At 47.0% G+C, this 20,925-nt stretch carries 15 protein-coding genes; 4 read left to right on the top strand and 11 right to left on the bottom strand.

What is annotated here, in order from left to right; translation table 11 throughout:
* Window positions 1-36: 36 nt before the first annotated feature.
* From ACFPFU_RS24380 to ACFPFU_RS24365, 4 genes are all read right to left on the bottom strand, one after another.
* Window positions 37-264: a helix-turn-helix domain-containing protein gene (locus ACFPFU_RS24380; RefSeq protein WP_377069131.1), complete on the bottom strand. Its 228-nt coding sequence runs from the start codon at window positions 262-264 to the stop codon at window positions 37-39.
* Window positions 265-267: 3 nt separating this feature from the next.
* On the bottom strand, window positions 268-747 hold the full coding sequence (locus tag ACFPFU_RS24375) for a DUF2975 domain-containing protein (RefSeq protein ID WP_377069129.1): 480 nt from the start codon (window positions 745-747) through the stop codon (window positions 268-270).
* Between the two features lie 305 nt (window positions 748-1,052).
* Window positions 1,053-1,748 carry a hypothetical protein gene (locus tag ACFPFU_RS24370; protein ID WP_377069127.1) on the bottom strand — a complete coding sequence of 232 codons (696 nt, stop codon included), beginning with the start codon at window positions 1,746-1,748 and terminating at the stop codon, window positions 1,053-1,055.
* A 370-nt stretch (window positions 1,749-2,118) separates the two neighbouring features.
* A complete protein-coding gene (locus ACFPFU_RS24365) occupies window positions 2,119-2,412 on the bottom strand; it encodes a nucleotidyltransferase family protein (RefSeq protein WP_377069125.1) in 294 nt (97 codons plus the stop codon).
* Window positions 2,413-3,550: 1,138 nt separating this feature from the next.
* On the opposite strand from ACFPFU_RS24365, the gene ACFPFU_RS24360 reads away from it, so the two are divergent.
* Window positions 3,551-6,646: a PVC-type heme-binding CxxCH protein gene (locus ACFPFU_RS24360; RefSeq protein ID WP_377069123.1), complete on the top strand. Its 3,096-nt coding sequence runs from the start codon at window positions 3,551-3,553 to the stop codon at window positions 6,644-6,646.
* Window positions 6,647-6,658: 12 nt separating this feature from the next.
* Window positions 6,659-7,885 (top strand): FG-GAP repeat domain-containing protein, encoded by a 1,227-nt coding sequence (locus tag ACFPFU_RS24355; protein ID WP_377069121.1) that lies wholly within the window; start codon window positions 6,659-6,661, stop codon window positions 7,883-7,885.
* A 5-nt stretch (window positions 7,886-7,890) separates the two neighbouring features.
* Here the strand turns inward: ACFPFU_RS24355 and ACFPFU_RS24350 are convergent, their stop codons facing one another.
* From ACFPFU_RS24350 to ACFPFU_RS24325, 6 genes are all read right to left on the bottom strand, one after another.
* The gene (locus ACFPFU_RS24350; RefSeq protein ID WP_377069119.1) at window positions 7,891-9,978 is read right to left on the bottom strand and encodes an alpha/beta hydrolase; all 2,088 of its coding nucleotides are present in this window, start codon (window positions 9,976-9,978) and stop codon (window positions 7,891-7,893) included.
* 461 nt (window positions 9,979-10,439) lie between these two features.
* Entirely contained in the window at window positions 10,440-11,810 is a 1,371-nt protein-coding gene (locus ACFPFU_RS24345) for a Gfo/Idh/MocA family protein (protein WP_377069117.1), read from the bottom strand.
* Window positions 11,811-11,841: 31 nt separating this feature from the next.
* Entirely contained in the window at window positions 11,842-12,723 is an 882-nt protein-coding gene (locus tag ACFPFU_RS24340) for a sugar phosphate isomerase/epimerase family protein (RefSeq protein WP_377069115.1), read from the bottom strand.
* A 22-nt stretch (window positions 12,724-12,745) separates the two neighbouring features.
* Window positions 12,746-13,945 carry an alpha/beta hydrolase family protein gene (locus tag ACFPFU_RS24335; protein WP_377069113.1) on the bottom strand — a complete coding sequence of 400 codons (1,200 nt, stop codon included), beginning with the start codon at window positions 13,943-13,945 and terminating at the stop codon, window positions 12,746-12,748.
* 13 nt (window positions 13,946-13,958) lie between these two features.
* A complete protein-coding gene (locus tag ACFPFU_RS24330) occupies window positions 13,959-15,230 on the bottom strand; it encodes a prolyl oligopeptidase family serine peptidase (RefSeq protein WP_377069111.1) in 1,272 nt (423 codons plus the stop codon).
* A 142-nt stretch (window positions 15,231-15,372) separates the two neighbouring features.
* Window positions 15,373-16,785 carry a putative oxidoreductase C-terminal domain-containing protein gene (locus ACFPFU_RS24325; RefSeq protein WP_377069109.1) on the bottom strand — a complete coding sequence of 471 codons (1,413 nt, stop codon included), beginning with the start codon at window positions 16,783-16,785 and terminating at the stop codon, window positions 15,373-15,375.
* Window positions 16,786-17,021: 236 nt separating this feature from the next.
* On the opposite strand from ACFPFU_RS24325, the gene ACFPFU_RS24320 reads away from it, so the two are divergent.
* Together ACFPFU_RS24320 and ACFPFU_RS24315 are read left to right on the top strand one after the other, a co-directional pair.
* Window positions 17,022-18,056: a LacI family DNA-binding transcriptional regulator gene (locus ACFPFU_RS24320; RefSeq protein ID WP_377069107.1), complete on the top strand. Its 1,035-nt coding sequence runs from the start codon at window positions 17,022-17,024 to the stop codon at window positions 18,054-18,056.
* 59 nt (window positions 18,057-18,115) lie between these two features.
* Entirely contained in the window at window positions 18,116-19,531 is a 1,416-nt protein-coding gene (locus tag ACFPFU_RS24315; protein ID WP_377069105.1) for a tagaturonate reductase, read from the top strand.
* A gap of 37 nt (window positions 19,532-19,568) precedes the next feature.
* Here ACFPFU_RS24315 and xylA read toward each other — a convergent pair whose 3' ends face one another.
* Window positions 19,569-20,882 (bottom strand): xylose isomerase, encoded by a 1,314-nt coding sequence (xylA, locus tag ACFPFU_RS24310; protein WP_377069103.1) that lies wholly within the window; start codon window positions 20,880-20,882, stop codon window positions 19,569-19,571.
* Window positions 20,883-20,925 lie beyond the last annotated feature (43 nt).

The following is a 20,925-nucleotide window of genomic DNA, read 5'->3' as shown; positions in this document are numbered from 1 at the left end:
GAAAGCTTGATTTAACCGCTGAACCGCCCGCCCATGTCAAGGGATCGCTGTTCCCTTTTTGTCATTTACATATTCCAAAATATCCCCTGGTTGGCAGTCTAATGCCTTACAAATTGCCTCTAAGGTGCTGAAACGGATTGCTTTCGCCTTGCCTGTCTTTAAGATGGAAAGGTTAGACAAGGTCAAATCAACTCTTTCAGAAAGCTCATTCAGAGAAATTTTTCGCTTTGCCATCATCACGTCTAAGTTTACAATGATTGCCATAGCTTAAATGGTTAAGTCATTTTCAGATTTCATATCTATGGCATTCTGCAGGATTTTTTCAAAGACTGCCGCAGCAGTTGCAATGACGATAGCAACAAAAGTGGTCACGATGCAAATGGCAAGAAAACCCGCAGGATCGTCCTCTTTGTCATGGGATATCCTTATGTACAGTCCTGCGGCCACAATTAAAATACTTAATACGATTGCACAATACTTTATGCTCCTTAAAGTCCCCACAGCGTCCGATGAGAATACTTTATTTTGCCCGATGTATCCAAGTAGTCTGAACGCCTTATACAGTGCAACAAAAAAAGCGATGGATGCCGCGTATCCATACAAGATGAACGGGGCAGCGTAAATGCTGAACAAATCCAAGTTTGCGGCCCTTCCCTCGGTCAAGGGAAACCGGATCAAAATGGCAAGCGCCACCATGCCGATAAGCACAATGACCGCCTGAAGAAATAGGGTTGGAGTTCTTTTCATAATGATTTTTAGAATTTTAAACTATTTCCCAAATGTAATAAATATTTATTGATATACAATAAATATTTATCGTTTTTAGGAAATATTGAAATAAGTATCCTTGCCTTATTAAACTGATTTACAGAGTCAGAATTTGAACGGTCAGACTGTGGGGATCAGTCTGGTTTTAATTCCTGGTTGCTTATTCCTGGGTAGGATAGTTTGTTGCCTTACGGTCCGGTCAGCGGGATATATAGCCGAGTGTAGCACTTGGATGAAGATTTATTTGTCGTCCTGCTGACGCAAAACTACCGGTTGTATGCAGTTCAATTGTCTTCTTTAAAGGTAAGTATTCTCACCTTATGTATTTTTTCAAGCTGGCGCACTACCATCTCACTTATGGGCATATAAGAAAAAACAGCTATTGTACAGAAACCTTCATCGTTGTCAGTTATAAAACGAGTTTGCTGTTGTACAAAATCCAGCTCCCTCAATGCTTCTAAAAAGAGTTGATTGTCTTGTTCTTCGCCATAAAGTCTGATCGTGTAATAATAAGTGTCTTGAATCTTGGGGAGCAACTGCTTGTTTCTGCTTATATAGTCTATACCCTTGGGTGTAATTTTATATGCCGGAGCTTTAGTTTTTTTCCTCAGCAAGTCATTATAGGATGAAACTTTAACATATTGAATTATTTTTTTTTCTTCCAGCTCGGATAATATGGTTGTCACTTCACTCTTTTTGTATCCACGGTAAGTAAGTTGTTGGTGTAACGGATACAACCAACTTCCCCTTGTCGCAGCCTGAGGGTCTGTTGAAATATACGATAAAACAAAGTGTTGCTCGTCTGTGAAAACATCAGGTTTCCTTATGCGTCTTATGGCGTCCACTAAAGGCAGTATGGAAACTAACAACGTTATATAAGGCTCTGGTTCAGCCCGGTCTTTATTGATCCAAATAATAGAAAGCGCTATTGCAATTATGCCAATAATCACTTCAAGAAAAATAATATGTTTACTTTTCATAACCGGTTAAATTAGGAATGGGTCTAACTGCACACAACGGGATTCAGCCTGGAGACGACGGGCATTCTGGGCCGTTCACTTCAAGCTTATTCTTAACTTCTTAAAGATACTGATTTATATAGTTATTTGGTGCCGCCCGTTGAATCCAAGGCCCCGATCCGAATGCTCCTCTCTCCTTGGTGTAGTATACCACTACACCCTTCTATCGGTGATCTATGATTAAAAACGCGAACTTCAACAGGCCATTTGCAATGGCAGCATCAACATTTTTGGATCAGATAAGAATGCTTCAAAACTCATTGTCCCTGTATAGGCCAGAATTTTTTCGCCACTTTCGATTATGTCTTCTATTAATAAACCCGGGTCACGCCTAGACATAGATAATCTCCGATTCAATGGCTCGCAAATATTTTGGTTTTATACCTTTTTTGGAAACGAGGTCCACTTTCTTGTTCAGAATTTTTTCCAGGTAATCCCCTAATTCGATAAATTCTATCCCCACTGGTTCTTTAAAATCCACAAGTATGTCTATGTCGCTGGTATTTTCAGAAAAATCCGGTCTTACAACAGAGCCAAATAAGCCAATAGAATTTACCAAATACCGCTTTTCCAGTTCAGGCTTGAGCTTTAAAATGATATCACGGTAAAAATCCAAATGGTCCATATGTCAAAAATAATCAATTTTTGGATAAGGTTCCAGCCATTGCCCATAACTTGTATACCTGTAAACCAAAGGTATATAAGCCCACCCATTCAATGTTGGGTTTGTGTACCTTGGGGTATTTTATTCACAAGTCATCAAATGGGGATTTTAATCTTCCTTATTGCCTTCAGGCAGCCAGGGGCTACATCCAGTAGTCGCCGCAAGATCACCCGCGACTCCGCCACCGCAAGTCCCCATAACCGTACACCCACTAAACCTTTCAGTACCCTACCCCGAAGGGGTAATACATTCAGCAACCCGGGGGCAAACAATCCTCAAAATCCCCAACCCTGAAGGGGTTGAACCAACGATCACGAAGCCGCCGGAGGGTAGACTCACCCCCCTCTCCCCTCCGCATTCCCGCGATTTTCCGATGCCCCTCTCCTGGGTGTAGTATGCCACTACACCCTTCTATCGGTAAATCTATAATATATAATACAAACGTCAATAGGCCATTTGCAATGGCCCTAACTAAATAGGCCTTGCGGTGTGGGGAAGTGGCTGACAAAATGCTAAAACATCGACATTTGGGCTTTTATCCCCGGCAATGGCGATGGGTAAGGTTCAACTCCTCCGGAGTTGTGGGATGGTAATTTTGGCCTGATGATCCCCCAGTTGCACTGGGGGTTATTGAGGTTCAAGCACTTCGTGCTTGGGAAAAGCCCCGACTATTTCATTGTCTGCAAGGTATTTTGCGGTTGCTTGAGAAAAGTAACAACGAATCAGACAGAGCCAAGCAGGCAATGCCTTCTCGATCACGTCCAAAAATGAGACTGCTTTCCCGGTTTAGTCGGTAAAACCTCCTCTTAATGCTAAATTTTTTCGTCATACGCCAGGAGCGGAAACCTGTCGGTATAATTGACGGAAATCTTGCCCGCGACGAAGCGATCTCTGGACGGGAGCGTATACTAAGGGATTGCTTCTCCGCCACGGGCGGATCGAATCAACGCACATTTGGCCATGTTTCACGTTAGCCGCTAAAAGCATGGCATCAACCCTGCCACATTTTCGCCATTTATCAAAAGCCCTGCCGTGGGGATTGCTTGTTTGGGGAATAAATCTTATGTTTAGCGGATGTATAACACCTTCATACATTCCCATGAAGATTGATTTGATCCCCAAAATAACAATAGGCCTGCTAATTGCCTTCTCCTATTCATGCCAGCAACCCAAACAAGTGACTTCCGAGGTAAATCTGCCTGAAAGCAGGCCCTCCACTTACGTGGAAGAAGAACCCGACCCCATTTATGCGGAACATGTCCGCAGCACGGATTTTCAGACCCCTGAAGAAGAAATGGCAGATTTTATCCTGCCTCCCGAATTCGAGGTAACGCTTTTCGCGTCCGAGCCGGATATCACCAAACCCATCAACATCGCTTTCGACGAGCGGGGCCGGCTTTGGGTAAGCCACTCTTCGGAATACCCCATCAAAGCAGGTCCCGGAGAGGGCACCGACCGGATCAGTATCCTGGAAGATACGAATGGCGACGGCAAGGCGGACAAAATCACCCCTTTTGCAGATGACCTGAATATCCCCATCGGCATCCTTCCTGTAAAAGAAGGCGCCATCGGCTTCAGCATCCCCAACATTTACCGGTTCTATGACACTGACGGTGATGGCAAGGCCGACCGCAGGGAAGTGCTGTTGGGCGAGTTTGAAACCAAAGACACCCACGGGATGGTCAACAACTTATTCAGAGGCCTGGACGGATGGGTGCATGCCTCCCATGGCTTCAGCAACATCTCTGTGGTGGCCGGTTCCGACGGCGACTCGGTAAAAATGGTTTCGGGAAACACCTTCCGCTTCAAAATGGACGGCAGCAGGATAGAAAAAACCTCTGACGGCCGCATCAACCCCTTTGGGTCCGACCTGGATGAATTGGGATACCACTATTCCGCCGACTGCCATACCCTGCCCATTTATCAACTGATCGGCGGGGGCAATTATACCCAATGGGGCAAAAAAGAACCCAACATGGGTTTTGCGCCCACCATGATGGATTATGGCTTAAACTCCACCGCCCTCTCCGGACTCGTCTATTATACGGACAACCAATTCCCGGAGGAATACAGAAACAGTTTCTATTCAGGCGACGTCGTCACTTGCCGCATCAGCAGAAGCACCATGGAGTTTAACGGCTCCACACCTTGGGCTACCCGGCAGGAAGATTTTCTGGTAAGCAAAGATCCCTGGTTCAGGCCTGTCGACATCAAGATAGGACCGGACGGGGCCATGTACGTTGCTGACTTTTACAACCGGATTATCGGCCATTACGAGGTCCCGCTGGATCATCCGGGCAGGGACAGGGTAAGCGGCAGGATCTGGAAAATCACCTATAAAGGCAATGAAAGGGAAGTTACCGACTGGTCCAAAGCCAGCATGCCCAAATTGATTGACGGGTTAAACCACCAGGTGCTGCACATGCGCATGACCGCCACAGATGAGCTGGTAGACCGGTATGGCAAAGAAGCCATCCCCTCTTTGGAAAAAATCGTCAGACTCCGGAAAACCGGTTCCAGGCAATTGGTACAGGCACTGTGGGCGCTTCACAGGCTGGAAGCCCTGCCGGATCAAGAGTTGGAAAAAGCCCTCAACCACCCCGATATGTTGGTAAGGGTTCATGCCTACCGTATTTTGGCAAATTATCCCAAACTGGACGCCAACAAACGGGCCTGGGCCTTGAAAGGGCTGGAGGATAAAGATCCCCATGTAAAAAGAGTAGCCGCAGAAACTTTGGTAAAACACCCCGATGCGGGAAGTTTCAAAAAGCTGGTTGAATGGTATCACAACACCCCTGAACAGGATACCCATCTAAAATATGCCCTTATGCTGGCTTTCAGCGAGCATATCAAAGATGAAAACATTGCCCGTCAGGCAGCCGAGGAAAGATGGAATGAAAAAGAAGCTTCTTTTGTCGCCATGGTGCTTTCAGATACGGATTTGGAGGTTGCCGGGGAGTTTCTGCTGGAACACCTGAAAAAACACCAGGAACCTGAAAAGAAGACCCTGGCTTACCTTACTTCCATTGCCCGCACCATCCCTTCAGGAAAATTGGCCGAAGCCATTCATTTTGCCAAAAACCGCAGGCAAGGTGCACCGCATTTAAGAGCCCTCGCGCTCAATCAAGGCATAGAACAGCGTGGGGAGGCCCTGCCCTCTTCCCTTAGGGAATGGAACATGCAATTGACAAAAGATATTTTGGCCGCGGTGGACCACAAAGAGAAGGGCTGGACGGATGAGGAAAAGTCGGCAATGCGGTTTGCCTCAGAGGCTGCTGCCAAATTCAGAATGGCCGAGGTAAAGGAGCCCTTGAGGAAACTGGTGTCTTACAACTTCCTGGATGAAGACAACCGGGCTTTAGCGGCCAATGCCCTGATGGAAATTGATCCGAAGGGGCAACTGGATTTTCTTGCCGGGATTATGGGAAATGCGGATTACACCACTTCTCTGAGACAAAAGGTAGCCCAGGCGATTGGAAACTCCCCCTCCAAGGGGGCAAAGGAAAAGTTGGGAGAGGGCATGAAAGCTGCCCCTATGGAACTGCAGGAGACGATTGCGGGGATTTTTGTAAAAACAAGTGAAGGAAAGGACAGGATACTCGAATACATCCGCCAAGGCTATGCCCCTGCCAGGGTGCTGAAGGCACGGAGTATTGAAGAAAATTTCCTTTCCAGGGCAACTGATAAACAGGTTGAGGAATTTGAGGCATTGACCGCCAACCTGATGCCCGTAAGTGAGGAAAGGCAGACCCTTATCGCTGAGCGGATAGCGCAATTTGAAAGCAACGGCGCATCCATTTCCTCTGGAAGAACGCTCTATGAGCAGCATTGCAGCATGTGCCACCAGATAGACAACAAAGGGGGTCTGATAGGCCCGCAATTGGATGGGATAGGCAACTGGGGTCTTCAGGCCCTGGCTACCAAGGTCCTGGATCCCAACCGAAACATTACAGAAAACTTTCGCACCTACACCATCACTTTAAAAAACGGGCAAACCCGCTCGGGTCTTTATCGCAGGGAAGAAGGCCAGGTACTGGTAATGGCAGACCAAACTGGAAAGGAATTTACGGTGTCCAAACAGGATATTGCTGAACAATCCGCCTCCAAAATCACGCTGATGCCTGATTATTTCAGTACAACTTTGGGCCAGGAGCAATTCAATGAGTTGATGGCCTATTTGCTTAATGTAAGATAAAACCCTAATTCGATGATCAACCTATTTGGTAACAAAAAAAGTGCAACACCAACCCTACCCTCCAAAACTGCCGGCTTGTTCATGATAGCAGGTTGCCTGGCTTTTACCCCTGTGCAAGCCCAACAGCCCAAAGCCGTGGCAGCAGATAAGATCTCCTTCAAAAAAAATGTTCTTACGGAAGAATTTCTCGCGGAAGGCGCAGCGGTTGCAGATGTCAACAACGATGGTTTGATAGATGTCATAGCAGGGGCCTACTGGTTTGAAGCTCCGCACTGGAAGCCGCATGAGCTGGAGCCCCCACAGCGGTTCGAATACGACAAGGGTTATAGCAACGCTTTTGTGAGCTACGCCATGGACGTCAACCAGAACGGCTGGATGGATTTTGTAAGGATAGGGTTTCCGGGGAAAGAGGTTCAGTGGTTTGAAAATCCGCAGAACCAGGACGGGCACTGGAAAATCCATGTCATCCATGAAACCTTGGGCAACGAATCAGCAGGGTTTTATGATATGGACGGCGATGGCAGGACCGACATCGTGGGCAGCATTCCTTCTACCGGGCAAATGGTCTGGTTCAAGGCACCTGGCTCACCCCAGGATCTAACATGGGAAATGTATCCCATCAGCGAACCCAAAAGCCCGGGTACAGCCCAGTTTTCTCATGGATTGGGTGTGGGGGATATGAATAAAAACGGAAGAAAAGATATCATCATCAAAGAAGGCTGGTGGGAAGCCCCTGAGGACCCCAAACAACCCGGTTGGAAATTTCATCCCGCCGATCTGGGTGAGGCCAGTGCACAGATGTATGCTTTTGACTTGAATGGAAGCGGTCTTCAGGACGTCATTTCCTCTTCCGCTCATGAACTGGGCATCTGGTGGCACGAGCAGCGCAAAGACCAAAATGGAAACGTGAGCTGGAGCACGCATCTTATCGATGACAGTTTTACCCAGACCCATGGTTTGGAATTCGTTGATATCAATTCAGACGGCCATCCCGATCTGGTTACCGGGAAGCGCTATTTTGCCCATATGGGAAATGATCCGGGAGAATTTGACGAGCCTTACCTTTGCTGGTTTGAATTTATACCCGGTAAAAACCCCCAGTGGAAAAAGCATGTCATAGACAGAAACTCAGGAGTCGGCGTCCACGTCATCACGCAGGACATTACGGGAGACGGGCTCATTGATATTATCGTGGCCAATAAGAAAGGCGTTTTTGTTTTTGAACAGCAACGGGAGTAAAAAGTTTACCGCAGCCATTCCTTCAATGCCTGCTCACGGTCCTCGAAATCAGCCACAATTACTGTTGCGGGAATCTTAAGATCATTTTCCTTCATGGGCTGAAAACCTGATTCGGGCTTCAGCATCAGCAGTTTTCTATCCCTTGAAAGGTAATCCAACAAATCGGGCAGATCGTACACCGGCAAGGCACCGGCCACGGAATATTCAATCAGCGAAGGATCATAGGTTTCACTTTCTACTATGGATTGAAAAGAAGACACAGGGGCATCCAAAGCTATTCCTTCTATGTCGGGATTAAAACTTGCCGCATGCAGCATCACGGCAGCCATACGCTGTTTTCCATAACCGAAAATCCGGCCCGCCCCTTCATCATCCCTCAACACCTTGGCTAAGCGGTTCACATCTCCGGCATGCAGTCCCGCAATGCTTCTGCCAATCAAAATCCCACCAAACCATAAATTATAAGAATTCCCTTCAAAATTGGAATCGCCGGTAAAGTTGCCTCCTCCCATTTCCCCCGTATTCAGCAGGTCCGGTGCCAGGACCATGCTCCCGCTTCTCACCAGTCTTTCCATTTCGCCGCCTTCGGCCGCATCCACTCCTTTTCCTTTGGGGTCCAGGTAAATGATCGCTTTTGCGGTTTCCATTTCAGGCTTCATCAAAAGGTAAGGGATCCAATAATCCCCCTCCCCTTTCATCAGGTGTTTTTCCACCACATAGCCCTCACGCTGTATCCTGCCTACCATCATGGTTTCGGCAGGAGAAACCGGAATACGGTAACCTGATATTTCCGCGGCAGCCTTTGCGACATTGGCGGGCTTGGCGGCGGAAACCCTGTTTTTTTCCAGTTCCCGCTGATTGAGGTCAAAAACACGGACACCTTCATAAGCCGTCAAAACCTGGCCGGTGGAGGTCACCTGTAATTCAGAAGCCGGGAGAGAGTCCATTATTTCATCAGCACTGCTTCCCGGTAGATCAAGGTGTTTCTGGAAAAAAGCGTACATCGCCTCCCTGTTCTTCGGAGTAGAGGCATGCCCGGCATCATCTTCCACCATAAGGAAATTCTCTTTGCTTTCAAAGGTCTTATATGCTTTTTCCAACTCCTCAGCGGCCTCTCTTGCCCCCTGAATGTTGAAAATGTCTCTGGTGGTGGTGATCATCATGTTGGGCTTGGGTGCCCGTACCAATAATAGATCCGGCTGGTCAAGACCGGCAGCGATTCCTTGGAAAAAGTTCTGTTCAGCATCCTGTGGGCCATGGGTATACAACAGCCTTTTAAAAGTGGTAATGTAATTCTCTGGGGCGGAGGCAAGGATCCTTTCATCGAAGGCCGCTATATAAGCAGATTGGGTACCCCCGCCGGATCTCCCGGTGATGCCTATCCTGTCTGTATCCACTTCCGGACGGGTAAACAGGTAGTCAACCGCCCTGATGCCATCCCATATCATGTATTTGGCCTGGGAGCTGCCTGCCAAAAAAGCCTGGGCTCCGGGGTAGGAATGTTGGTTGGTAGGCCCTCCCATGGGATTTCCGCTGTTTGGATCAAAATATTCAAGCCGTTCCCCCTGTCCTACCGGATCAAATGCAAAAACGATAAAGCCCTTGTCCACCAAATTAAGGATAACATGCTGATAAGTAGGATTTCTGTAAGCATGGACATGATGGCCGCTGCAATAAATGATGGCGGGAGCTTTCCCTTTGAGTCCATCCGGTATAAAAAGAGACGAGCTTACATAAAAACCTGGCTGGGACTCAAATACAATATGTTCGATTTTGTAGCCTTCTTTTTGGACAGTTTTTGTTATCTGAGCGTTCAGAGGGGTTTTCTCCGGAAAAGGTCCCACTACCTTGTGAAGTTTTTCCTTGATCTCCGTTTGCCATTGCCCCCATTCTTCTTTGGATTCAATTTCTTTGATGCGGTTTTCTCTTGCTTCCAGCAGGTCAAAAGCCTGCTGTGATAAATGTTTGTAAAGCGCGTTGGGTCCATCCCCAAAATGAACCCAATGGGGCTGGATCACTTTCAGGTCTTCCTGTGCCAGGGAAGCTTCAATTAAAAAGAACACAAAAACGGAAGCAAGGAGGTAATTTTTCATCGGGTAAAGGGATTGGTATCTCTATAATATCGTATGGACAAGGCAATTAAATTGGATGTAAATTCAAACGTGAGTTTAGCGTATGAACGTTCAAAAAAGCCGTCTGTCGCCACTGCGCGGAATTTATCGCGGTCAACCGGGAAAGCAGGCTCTTTTGGTACGCCCCCGTCAAGGGATCGCTTCGGCGCAGACAGCGGTACGGTAAACCCGACGACCAGGTACTGCTCCTCGCGATGAAGGGAAAGTCTGTCGCTACTAATCCTTTTAGGGGATTGCCGGGCTGGAAAGGGCCTTTCGTGGATTCCCACGGCCCACTCCACAAACCACCCCGCTCGCCTACCGATGACGGCGTTTTTTCAAAAACGTCCCCAACTTACGTTAATTTAGATACTTTGCGGACAATTTCAAAAACAGAATCCCCGGCTGCATAACCGGGGATCCCTATATTGTTGACTTAAAATTTAAACCTGGTCAGGCACCACATAGGGTGGTCTGCTGGGTCTTGTAAGCAAGGTATCTGCTTCTGTGTCATTGGCAAATTTTTCATATTCACCCATAAACTTCAATCCTCTGCCCAGCCTGTAAGAAATATTGGCCAGCAAGGGCAGTGCTGATGAATAATATCCTTCCCTGATGTCACAGGTCAGGGTTTCTTTTTTACCGTCCCGGATGGCATCCAGAAAATTGGCATAGTGTTCCGCACCGCCCGGAGCAGCCAGCACATTGGATTCTGAGGCTTGCGGTTTTTCTTTTTGAGAAGTGGCAAACGGCTCTTTTTCATCCTGCCGATAAGCTTTCCAGGTACTGCCATTCAATTCCAAATAGCCATCGGTACCATAAAACACATTTCCTATATTGGTATTCAAGCTGCCTTCACCATTGGTAAATCTGCCTCTGGTTTCAAATTCCAGCACTTTACCATCTTCATATTTAAATACCGAAGTCTGGGTGTTGGGGGTTTCCTGGGAGCATTCTGTAGGTGAAACCCCATAAATACCACCAGTAGAAAATACGGACACGGGGTGTTCGTTCTTGTTCATACCCCAGCGGGCGACGTCAAATTGGTGGGGGCCCTGGTTGCCGGTATCACCGTTTCCGGTGTCCCAATGCCAGTGCCAGTTATAGTGTCCCTTCTTTTCGTTATAAGCTCTGTAGGGAGCAGGGCCGAGCCAAAGGTCGTAGTGCAATTCGCTGGGCGGGGTGCTGTCTTTGGCAATTCCAAAAGAGTTTCTCGGCTTATAACAAAGACCCCGGGCCATATAGATGTCTCCAATATTGCCATCATGCAAAAACTTCATGGCCTCGATCACATTCTTGATGGACCTGTTTTGGAAACCTACCTGAACGATTTTGTCGTATTTTCTGGCCGCTTCAATCATTTTTCTGCCTTCAAAGACATTATGGCTCGCGGGTTTTTCCACGTACACATGTTTTCCCGCCTGGCAGGCCCATATGGTACCCAGAGCATGCCAGTGGTTGGGCGTGGCAAAGGAAACCGCGTCAATATCCTGGTCCTCAAAAACCTTACGCATGTCGTATGCGGTTCCGGGTTTATCCCCTGTCCTTTCCTGGACAATTTTGATCTTTTCCGCATATACGGACTCATCCACATCACACAGGGTTTTGATCTGCACATTTCTGCTGTCTTTTAGCTTGCAGAATTGATTGATGTGGTTGGTACCTTGTCCCCTGATCCCGATTATCGCCAACTGCAAGCGGTCATTGGCTCCTTTTATCCGGGCATAAGATTTTGCACTTGTGGACATCCCCGCCACTGCCAAACCGGCACCGCCCAAAAGGCTCTTCTTAATAAAATCTCTTCTTTCAGTCATTTTTATTTATCTGTTATTAGTTTACTGTTAATTATATATTTTTCACGTAGGTTTCGTACATCTCTTTTTGGGTTTTCATCGCGGCGATTTTATCAGCCGGGTTGCTGTGTGCTTCCAAAAGAACCCACCCTTGATAGCCCGCTTCTTTGAACAGCTCAAAAAGTTGCTGATAGGGATAATCATTTTCATCGAAAGCCCGGACATGGGCGGTATCGCCCAGCCATTGCTTTACCATGTTGAAATTGGCCACCAAGCCCGGATCCATCAGGTCCGTGTCGTTGCTGTTCCAGCATATCTTCACATTAGACTCGGTCACCTGGTCAAAAATCGCCTTCATCACAGGAAGCTGTTGGGTAATCCTTCCATGTACTTCCACCCGGATGAGCTGTCCAAAATCCTGTGCATACTTCCCCACTTCATTAAAAGACCTGGCAATCTGCGCGATGGTTTTTTCCCTGGAAACACCTTCGGGCAAGGTATTGGGCTTTACCTTGATGCCCGTGGCACCGATATCATGACAAAGTTTGATGTAGATTTTAGTTTGGTTGATGTTTTCCACCACCACTGCCGGATCCGGGCTGTGGTATTCGAAGTTACTGCCATAGCCCACACAGGTAACGGGACTATCTGCAAATCGCTGTCTAACTTCCTTTCTCTGTTTGGCATTCAGGTGTGCTTCCACACCGTGGGCATGCTCTGTCCTGAGCTCTACGCCTAAATAACCGGCTTTCTCACAATTGGCAATAAGTTCCTGCAATGACCAGTCCTTGCCCCATTGATAGGTCACCAAGCCCAATTTCATTCCCTGGCGGCCATGGGAACCTAAAGCAGGCAAACTCCCGATGGCACCAAGCATCAAGCCGGAAAACACACTTTTTTTGACAAAATCCCTTCTCGTTCTTGAGTATTTCATTTTTGGTTTATTGTGTGACTGTTTACTTCCATAATACTGCCTGATTGGATTTAATACCATTTTCCGGAAAAGGATGTTTTTCGTCAAAGGGATACAGGGCAGTTTGGTCCTCAATAACGATCATATCCTCATTGAGTGATCCATCCAGATGAAGCGCCTTCTCCAGATCCAATCCCAGGTGTTTCGCCATAAAAGGATACACGGCCTGCCGCTTTTTATCATCATAACCATGCTGGTCTTCCGGGATGTGGACATTTTCCACCATTTCAGGTTTTCCCATGAGGCCATAAATGTATTGAATATGGGGAAACTCTACTTCCGGATTGTTCAAGGTCCAGTCCCCTCCCACAGAAACCAACAGCAACGGTTTGGGCGCTACCACCGCAGCTATTTCAACGTTATTGGTCTGAAAGTCCTTTGTCTTGTGAATTGGCATACCGCTCTCACACACACATCCTCCAAAAAAATGGGCGGACACCATCACCACCGGCGCGGATACCGCAATGCGGTCATCAACGGCAGCCAGCAAGAAGGTCTGCGTCCCTCCTCCGGAAGCTCCTGTAACGGCTATCCTTTCCGGATCAGCCCCCAATGACAAGATAAAGTCCACCCCGCGTATGCTGTTCCACAACTGTAATTTCAATGCTTCTTCGTGCCGGTGTTCCCAACCTATTTCTTTCATCTGTCCATAGCCCACGGCATCATATGCCCACACCATGGCACCCATCCGGGCCATTGACGCAAACCTCTTCTGGGCCTCAGGCCTGTATCTTCCCACCTCACCCACTTTATCAAAATGGCCATGGGGACTGAGGATTCCCGGCAATCTGCCCTCTTTGCCAAGGGGTGTATAAAGACTACCGGTCACATAGACCCCTGGGAGGCTTTCAAAGGCGATGTTTTGCACCTCATAGCCATCATAGGTTCTCTTTTCTCCATACACCGGATTTAATGGGCCTTTTTGAGGCATTTTCTCCAGTCCGGTACCTTTGAGAATCTGCTTTCTGATGGCGGAAGCCCGCTCCATCCATGCCTGGGCTGAAGTATATTCCATTTTCATTTTTTCCAGGAAGGCAGCACCCTCCTCTTCTGTCCAATGTGCGCCTACACAGAGCATGTTATCCTGCCCCGTAGCCGTTGATTGCGCCATCATTCTTGTGGAAATACAATTAGCAAAAAAGACCAGTAATAGGGCCAGTATTTTTATACGGGTGGTCATCATGATTATGTCGTTATCAGCTTTTTAACCATTGATCCCACCAGGAAAACGCTTCCTCCTGCATGGGCTTGTCAAACTTATGCGGACCAGGATAGTAGGAACATTTGTAGCGGTCAGCAGCTCCCGCCTTGGCGAATACTTCCTGTAAAATGCCATCTGCTTTTTTCATTTCAGGTAAGGTGTACAGAAAATCATCCTCATCATTCAATACCATAGTGGGCAATGGCACCCTTAAACCCAGCATTTCCGGAAAGTCCAATTCATCAGGAAGCCGCGGCACATAAGCCATCCAGGTGTGGGTAAAGGACTTGTTCAGTAAAAAATCTGTCCAGGTACTCATAAAACCCACACAGACAGCACATTTCACCCTGTGATCCAGCCCCGCCGACATCACCGTCCGCATGCCTCCCCCCGAAAGGCCTCCGCAACCTATCCGATCTGCATCCACGTCATCCCGCCCCACAAGTATATCCAAAGCCACCTTGTCTTCGGCATAGAACACGGCAGGCCAGGTGGTGCCGGAGCAAAACAGGGATTTGGCCATGATATGTTCATGGTCAGAAGCCCAGCTGTTATATGCCTTTATGTTGTCGGGATTTTCAGGATCTCCATCGGTCAACCCTTTTCTTTGGTCCTCAGGCACATCTTCCATCAGCACCCTCCTGCTACCGAAAGTAAAGGTGTCAGATACCATGACCACGTACCCCCTTTTCGCAAGGTCGTTGGCCCATGCACGCCCTTCATAATAATTCTTCTGATGATCCGCCATCATTTCATGCTGGTCATCCCCGGTTTTGGTAATTTTTCTCACGCCAAAATATTTGTTGCCGCCGTGATCATGAAAAGCCAGCACCGCCGGCAGACGCCCTTCCGCATTTACAGGCTTTAAGACAATCGCCTTGGTGGCTCTGCCGTATGGCAGCTGCCAGGAAATTTCCTCAATCACCAATCCGTCATAAGTGTAAGTATGATGTAAAGTCACCTCCGGAGTGGGGCCTAACTCAGGGAGCCCCAGACGATCCAAAATCGTGTCCATGGCCCTCTTTCTCCAGCCTTCCAAATCGGTGAATTCATCTCTTCTAAAAGAAAGGCTGGGTAATCTGCCACTGTTTCTGGAGTTTGCCCACGGGCCGTACTGCCCTATAATGCTTTTTTCTGTATCCACATTCCCATTGTGTAATCTTGGTTTTTCAGAGGCAGATGCGGGAGTGGGAAATATCCCTCCTCCCATGATTCCCAGTCCGGCAATGCCCGACATCTTTAGAAAATCTCTTCGGTTATTTTTCATAGTTGATGACATTCATGGTCTATAATCCCATCATTTCTTCTCAGTGAGGCTGATGATTTCCCACAACCGCTCCATTCCACCCGCTTTTATAGCCCAAATGGCTAAGCGTAAAGGCAGTAATCCGGCTGCGAGTAAGAAAACTTCATTCCGCCATTTCCAATGCCTTGGTGGTGACGAAATATTTGGCGATCATATTGGGCACCTCCCAGTTGGGCAATTTTCCTTCGGTCAAATACTGAATATAGGCTTCAGTTACTTCCCTAAAGTGGTCTTCATGGCTTGTTCTGAACTTCCCGGGAATGACAATCCGCCAGGAATTGGCTTTGTCGGTTTTTACCACATCCAAGCCATCGTATTTCCCCGCCAGCTTTTGCACATTGTTTTTCAGGGTTTCTTCAAACGCTTTCATATCTACACCCTGTACCGGTTCGATATATAATTCAGGGGTATAATTCTCTTCTTTGTCCTGTCTGATGACCAAATTGGCCTTTGAGCCCCTCATGATGGAATAATGGGTGTCAGCGGATCCTTCAGGGGCCTCATAATTCCAAATTACTGAAACTTTGGCATGAACATCATTGATTTTATAATTGATTTCGCCGTTCCCATACACTTTAAGGACATCACCATCCAGGTACGCATTCAGGTAATCGGGATAAGTACCAAGTCCCGTGGACCTTTCAAACTGCTCAGGCGTAAGGTCGGTTGTCCATCTTTTGGCATTGATCATTTCTATGTCATTTTCATAATCAATGATCTTTTCGGGGAAACACTCCCATTGGACCAGGTCCACCAAGTGGGTGGTCACATCCACTATTCCATTTCCCTGCTGGGAGACATCGTAGAACCAGCCCGGGCGCTGAAGAGGCTTGCCGGACACTTGTTTGAAAAAATGGTGTACGCTTTCTTTGGTCACCGCCGGATTCTCCAAGCTGCCTTTTTCCAGGGTGCCAAACACATCGGGGATCAGCGAAAATTCTTTCTGTAACATGGTGGTGATCTCAAATCTTTCCGTCATGATGTCAAAAAGCAATACATCATTTTGCGCTGCCAGGTCAAAGGCTTCTTTGAGCACTTCAAAGCCATTTACATCAATGGCCATAGGCTTGTCAGCCAGCACATGGAATCCGGCCTCCACCGCTGATTTTATGTTAGCAGTCTTGTCCCTGTTGTTGCCGGCAGTGACCATGACATTTCCCTTTTTTTCCTTAATCATCCGGTTTAAAAAATCATCTCCTTTGTACACTTCAAGCTGCCAGCTTGTAGGATTATCCGAACGGGTGTTATAGCTTTCAATAGCGGCAAGGTATGCCTGAAGCTCGGGCCCGTCCTTGGCATATACATGGACTTTCGGATCTACCTGTTCGTACATCGATTTTTTTACCAAATGGGCATGAAAATGGCCGGGATCCAAAGTGACCAGTTTGATCTCATTTTTCTCTCCCGTAAACGTAGTTTTCACTTCTTCTTCTGATTTTTTGTCTGTTGAACATGATAAGGATAAAAATAGCATGGATGCTGTAACAGGAGACCACAATTTACTGTTGAATTTCATATGATTATAATTTGTTTTTCAATGGTCAGATGGAATCTTGGATGATAAATAATTAAAGTTTTCGGATAAAAACAGATACCTCGATTCATTCGAGGGACTAAATATAAAGAATATCGTAAAAGAATAAAACTTATATTAGCGCAATCGATTGCATTTAATGGATTATTTGTTTATAATTCAAAATGATTGGTAAATAAATCGTGGAATTATCCACTGGGCTCCCGTTAAATTGACCGATGAACAAGAAAGACAGGATCACTATACATGACATAGCCAACAAGATCGGGGTGACAGCATCGACGGTGTCCAGGGCCCTGAACAACCACCCGAGGATCAGTGAAACCACTAAAAAAATGGTTTTGGAAGCCGCCAGGGAAATCAATTATAAACCCAATCAGATTGCTGCAGCGCTCCGTCATGGTAAGAGCCGGTTGATCGGGATCATTGTCCCGACCATCAACCGGAATTTCTTTTCCAGTATCGTCAGAGGAATAGAGGAACACGCCAATGAACTGGACTACAAAGTGATGATCAGCCAGTCCTATGACGACTATAAAAAAGAGGTGCAGACAGTAGAAGCGCTGTTGAACGCTCGGGTAGATGGCATTATGGTTTCATTAGGGAAAAACACCCATAACCTGGATCATTTTCATGCTGTGATGCAAAAAGATATCCCTTTGGTCTTCTTCGACCGGACTACTGACGACCTCAGTGTAAGCCAGGTAGTCATCAATGACTATGGGTCGGCTTACGAGGTCACCCAGCACCTCATCGACCAGGGATACCAACATATTGCCCATTTTACCAGTCATATGAAAATCAAAATTTATCAGGAAAGGCTGAGGGGTTACCAGCAGGCTCTTCTGGACAATGGTATAAATTTTGATAAAAACCTGGTAATAGAAAGTAATATGCAGCTTGACGGCGGCCACCAGAGTGTATTGCAATTGCTGGAAAAAGGGATAGGGTTTGATGCCATCTTTTCGGCCAGTGATTACGCCGTGGTAGGCGCACTCCAGGAATTAAAGAAAATCAATGTCAAAATCCCGCAGGAAGTGGGACTGGCGGGATTCAGCAACGAGCCTTTTACGGCCTTTACCGATCCGGCCCTCACCACAGTGGATCAGCAGGGCATTCCTATGGGGCAGGCCGCTGCGGAACTGTTTTTTGAGATGATCAACGGCATTCCGAAAAACACCTACAGCCGGAAAAAAATATTGAAGGCTGATCTGATTATCAGAGAATCTTCCCTGAGATCCAAAAAGGCCTGAATTGTCCCGATGGATGGGAAGAATTATTTAACTGAACCTTATATTTTATCATTACCATTATGAAAGTTTTAAGCAGAGAGAATCTTCCGCAAAAAAATATCAGACCCATAAAAGTGCTGCAATTCGGCACCGGTAATTTTATGAGAGGCTTCCCTGATTGGGTGGTAGACCTTCTCAATGAGAAAGCCGGATTTAACGGCAACATTCAAATGATCCAGGTACACGGGAGAAAGCCAGCTTATGGCATCAATGCTCAGGACGGTCTATACCATGTCCTCATAAGAGGTTACCAAAATGGAGAGACGGTAGAGGAAAACAGGTTGGTGGATTCTGTAGTAGGCGCCATCAACCCCTATCTTGAATATCCTGAATTTTTGTCTTATGGTGAACTCCCGGAACTTGAATTTATTTTTTCCAACACCACCGAAGCCGGTATTTATTACGATGAAAAGGACAAAGACAGGACCGTCCCCCCTGAATCATTCCCCGGAAAACTCACCGCGCTGCTTTTTCACCGCTACGACCATTTTAAAGGCGATCCGAAAAAAGGTTTGTTTATCCTGCCTTGCGAACTGATAGAGGATAATGGAAAAAAACTTAAAGAGATCGTGCTGCGTTATGCCGAGCTTTGGGACCTGCCCGCCGGCTTCAGCAGATGGGTTGATGAAAAAAACAGCTTCTGCAACACCCTGGTGGACAGAATCGTGCCAGGATACCCCGTAGACATGGGCAGCAAAATCCAGGAAAAGCTGGGCTATAAAGATGAACAATTGGTCATGGCGGAGCCCTTTCACTTTTGGGCAATCGAAGGTCCTGATGTACTCCGTCATAAATTTCCCGCCGAAAAAATAGGGCTTGATGTGAAGGTGGTAAAAGACTTAAAACCTTACAGGACCCGGAAAGTGAGGATTCTGAACGGTGCGCATACCGCCATGGTGCCGGTGGCCTATCTGAAAGGATTAAGGCTTGTCAAAGAAGCTGTGGATGATCCTGAGACGGGCAAATTCCTTAAAGAAACCATTTTTGAGGAAATCATTCCCAGCTTGGACCCTCCTAAGGAAGAATTGCACCGTTTTGCGAACGATGTAATAGACCGGTTCAAAAACCCGTTTATCAAACATCAGCTCAGCGCCATTGCACTGAACTCGATTTCAAAATTTAAAGTGCGGGTGCTGCCTTCCATACTCGAATATATTAAACGCAGGGAAAAAGCACCTAAAAACCTGGCCCGGTCTTTTGCGGCGCTGATTGTTTTCTACAAGGGACATTACGGTGGCTTCCAGATCCCTCTGAACGACAAGCCTCAGATCCTGGCTTTTTTTGATAAGATATGGAAAATCAAAGACGCGGAGGGCATCGTGGAATCTGTGTTCGCCAAGCTGGACTTTTGGGAACGGGACCTCAACCTGGTGCCTCACCTGAGCCATGAGGTCATTAAGGAGGTAGAAAGACTACTCGCAGAGGAAAAAAAGTAAAACAAAAAAGAGGCTGATAATCAGCCTCTTTTTTGTTTTATATGTACTGGTTAAGGATATTTTCGTACATCTCCTGCTTACCGCTTGTTTGCGCCGGCTCGCCTATTTCCAACGCATGAGACCTTAGGTCCTCAAAGGATAGCTTGCCATCCTCGAAGTCCTTTCCCTTTCCGGAATCAAAAGAAGCATATCTCGATTTACGCAAAGATTTATAAGCTGACTTTTCCATAACATCATTGGCGATGATCAGGCCTCTTGCAAAAGCATCCATACTGCCTACATGGGCATGAAACAAATCCTCCAGGTCTGTGGAATTTCGCCTGATCTTGGCGTCAAAATTCACGCCGCCGGTGGTAAAACCCTCCCCTTGCAGAATGACCAGCATCGCCTCTGTCAGTTCCTGGAGGTTGATGGCAAACTGGTCAGTATCCCAACCATTTTGATAATCCCCTCTGTTGGCGTCGATACTTCCCAAAAGTCCGGCATCCATAGCTACCTGAAGCTCATGCTGAAACGTGTGTCCAGCCAGGGTGGCGTGGTTTACTTCCAGGTTCAGCTTGAAGTCTTTGTCCAATCCAAAATGCCTGAGAAACCCGATCACCGTAGCGGCGTCATAATCATACTGATGCTTGGTGGGTTCCATAGGTTTGGGTTCAATCAGAAAGGTGCCTTTAAACCCCTGTTTTCTCCCGTAATCTCTGGCCATGGTCAGAAACCGCGCCAAATGTTCGGTCTCCCTCTTCATGTCGGTGTTGAGCAGGGACATATAGCCCTCTCTGCCTCCCCAAAACACATAGTTCTCTCCTCCAAGCGCAATCGTGGCGTCAATGGAATTTTTCACCTGTGTGGCGGCACGGCTCACCACGTCAAAATCAGGATTAGTGGCTGCCCCGTTCATGTACCTGGGATTGCTGAAAACGTTGGCGGTGCCCCACAACAGCTTGATGCCTGTTTCCTGCTGCTTCTGCTTGGCATATTCCACGATGATGCCCATTCTCTTCTCGTATTCTTCCACGGTATCCCCTTCATCGATAAGGTCAGTATCATGGAAACAATAGAATGGCGCCCCGATCTTACCGATAAACTCAAAAGCCGCATCCATCTTGTCCTTTGCCCGCTGGATTGGATCGGAAGATTTGTCCCACTCCCTGACAATGGTTCCCGGGCCGAACGGATCATTGCCTGTTCCACAGAACGAATGCCAGTAGGCGATCGCAAACCGGAAATGGTCTTTCATGCTCTTCCCGGCGATTACCCGGTTTTCGTCATAAAATTTAAATGCCAAAGGATTTTGGGAGTCCCTTCCTTCAAATTTGATTTTATCGATATTAGGAAAATAAGTATTAGACATTGATTTACTGTTTTTTATTTTTTAGGTTACATAAGTTTCTTTC

This window comes from Negadavirga shengliensis (assembly GCF_042652345.1).
In the GTDB taxonomy this organism is placed as follows: domain Bacteria; phylum Bacteroidota; class Bacteroidia; order Cytophagales; family Cyclobacteriaceae; genus Negadavirga; species Negadavirga shengliensis.
This window is presented reverse-complemented; position numbering and strand designations above follow the sequence as displayed.

Bases quoted from the DNA above. Each gene is read 5' to 3' on its own strand.
- ACFPFU_RS24380 (WP_377069131.1), bottom strand. From the start codon at position 264: ATGGCAATCATTGTAAACTTAGACGTGATGATGGCAAAGCGAAAAATT.
- ACFPFU_RS24375 (WP_377069129.1), bottom strand. From the start codon at position 747: ATGAAAAGAACTCCAACCCTATTTCTTCAGGCGGTCATTGTGCTTATC.
- ACFPFU_RS24370 (WP_377069127.1), bottom strand. From the start codon at position 1,748: ATGAAAAGTAAACATATTATTTTTCTTGAAGTGATTATTGGCATAATT.
- ACFPFU_RS24365 (WP_377069125.1), bottom strand. From the start codon at position 2,412: ATGGACCATTTGGATTTTTACCGTGATATCATTTTAAAGCTCAAGCCT.
- ACFPFU_RS24360 (WP_377069123.1), top strand. From the start codon at position 3,551: ATGAAGATTGATTTGATCCCCAAAATAACAATAGGCCTGCTAATTGCC.
- ACFPFU_RS24355 (WP_377069121.1), top strand. From the start codon at position 6,659: ATGATCAACCTATTTGGTAACAAAAAAAGTGCAACACCAACCCTACCC.
- ACFPFU_RS24350 (WP_377069119.1), bottom strand. From the start codon at position 9,978: ATGAAAAATTACCTCCTTGCTTCCGTTTTTGTGTTCTTTTTAATTGAA.
- ACFPFU_RS24345 (WP_377069117.1), bottom strand. From the start codon at position 11,810: ATGACTGAAAGAAGAGATTTTATTAAGAAGAGCCTTTTGGGCGGTGCC.
- ACFPFU_RS24340 (WP_377069115.1), bottom strand. From the start codon at position 12,723: ATGAAATACTCAAGAACGAGAAGGGATTTTGTCAAAAAAAGTGTGTTT.
- ACFPFU_RS24335 (WP_377069113.1), bottom strand. From the start codon at position 13,945: ATGATGACCACCCGTATAAAAATACTGGCCCTATTACTGGTCTTTTTT.
- ACFPFU_RS24330 (WP_377069111.1), bottom strand. From the start codon at position 15,230: ATGAAAAATAACCGAAGAGATTTTCTAAAGATGTCGGGCATTGCCGGA.
- ACFPFU_RS24325 (WP_377069109.1), bottom strand. From the start codon at position 16,785: ATGAAATTCAACAGTAAATTGTGGTCTCCTGTTACAGCATCCATGCTA.
- ACFPFU_RS24320 (WP_377069107.1), top strand. From the start codon at position 17,022: ATGAACAAGAAAGACAGGATCACTATACATGACATAGCCAACAAGATC.
- ACFPFU_RS24315 (WP_377069105.1), top strand. From the start codon at position 18,116: ATGAAAGTTTTAAGCAGAGAGAATCTTCCGCAAAAAAATATCAGACCC.
- xylA (WP_377069103.1), bottom strand. From the start codon at position 20,882: ATGTCTAATACTTATTTTCCTAATATCGATAAAATCAAATTTGAAGGA.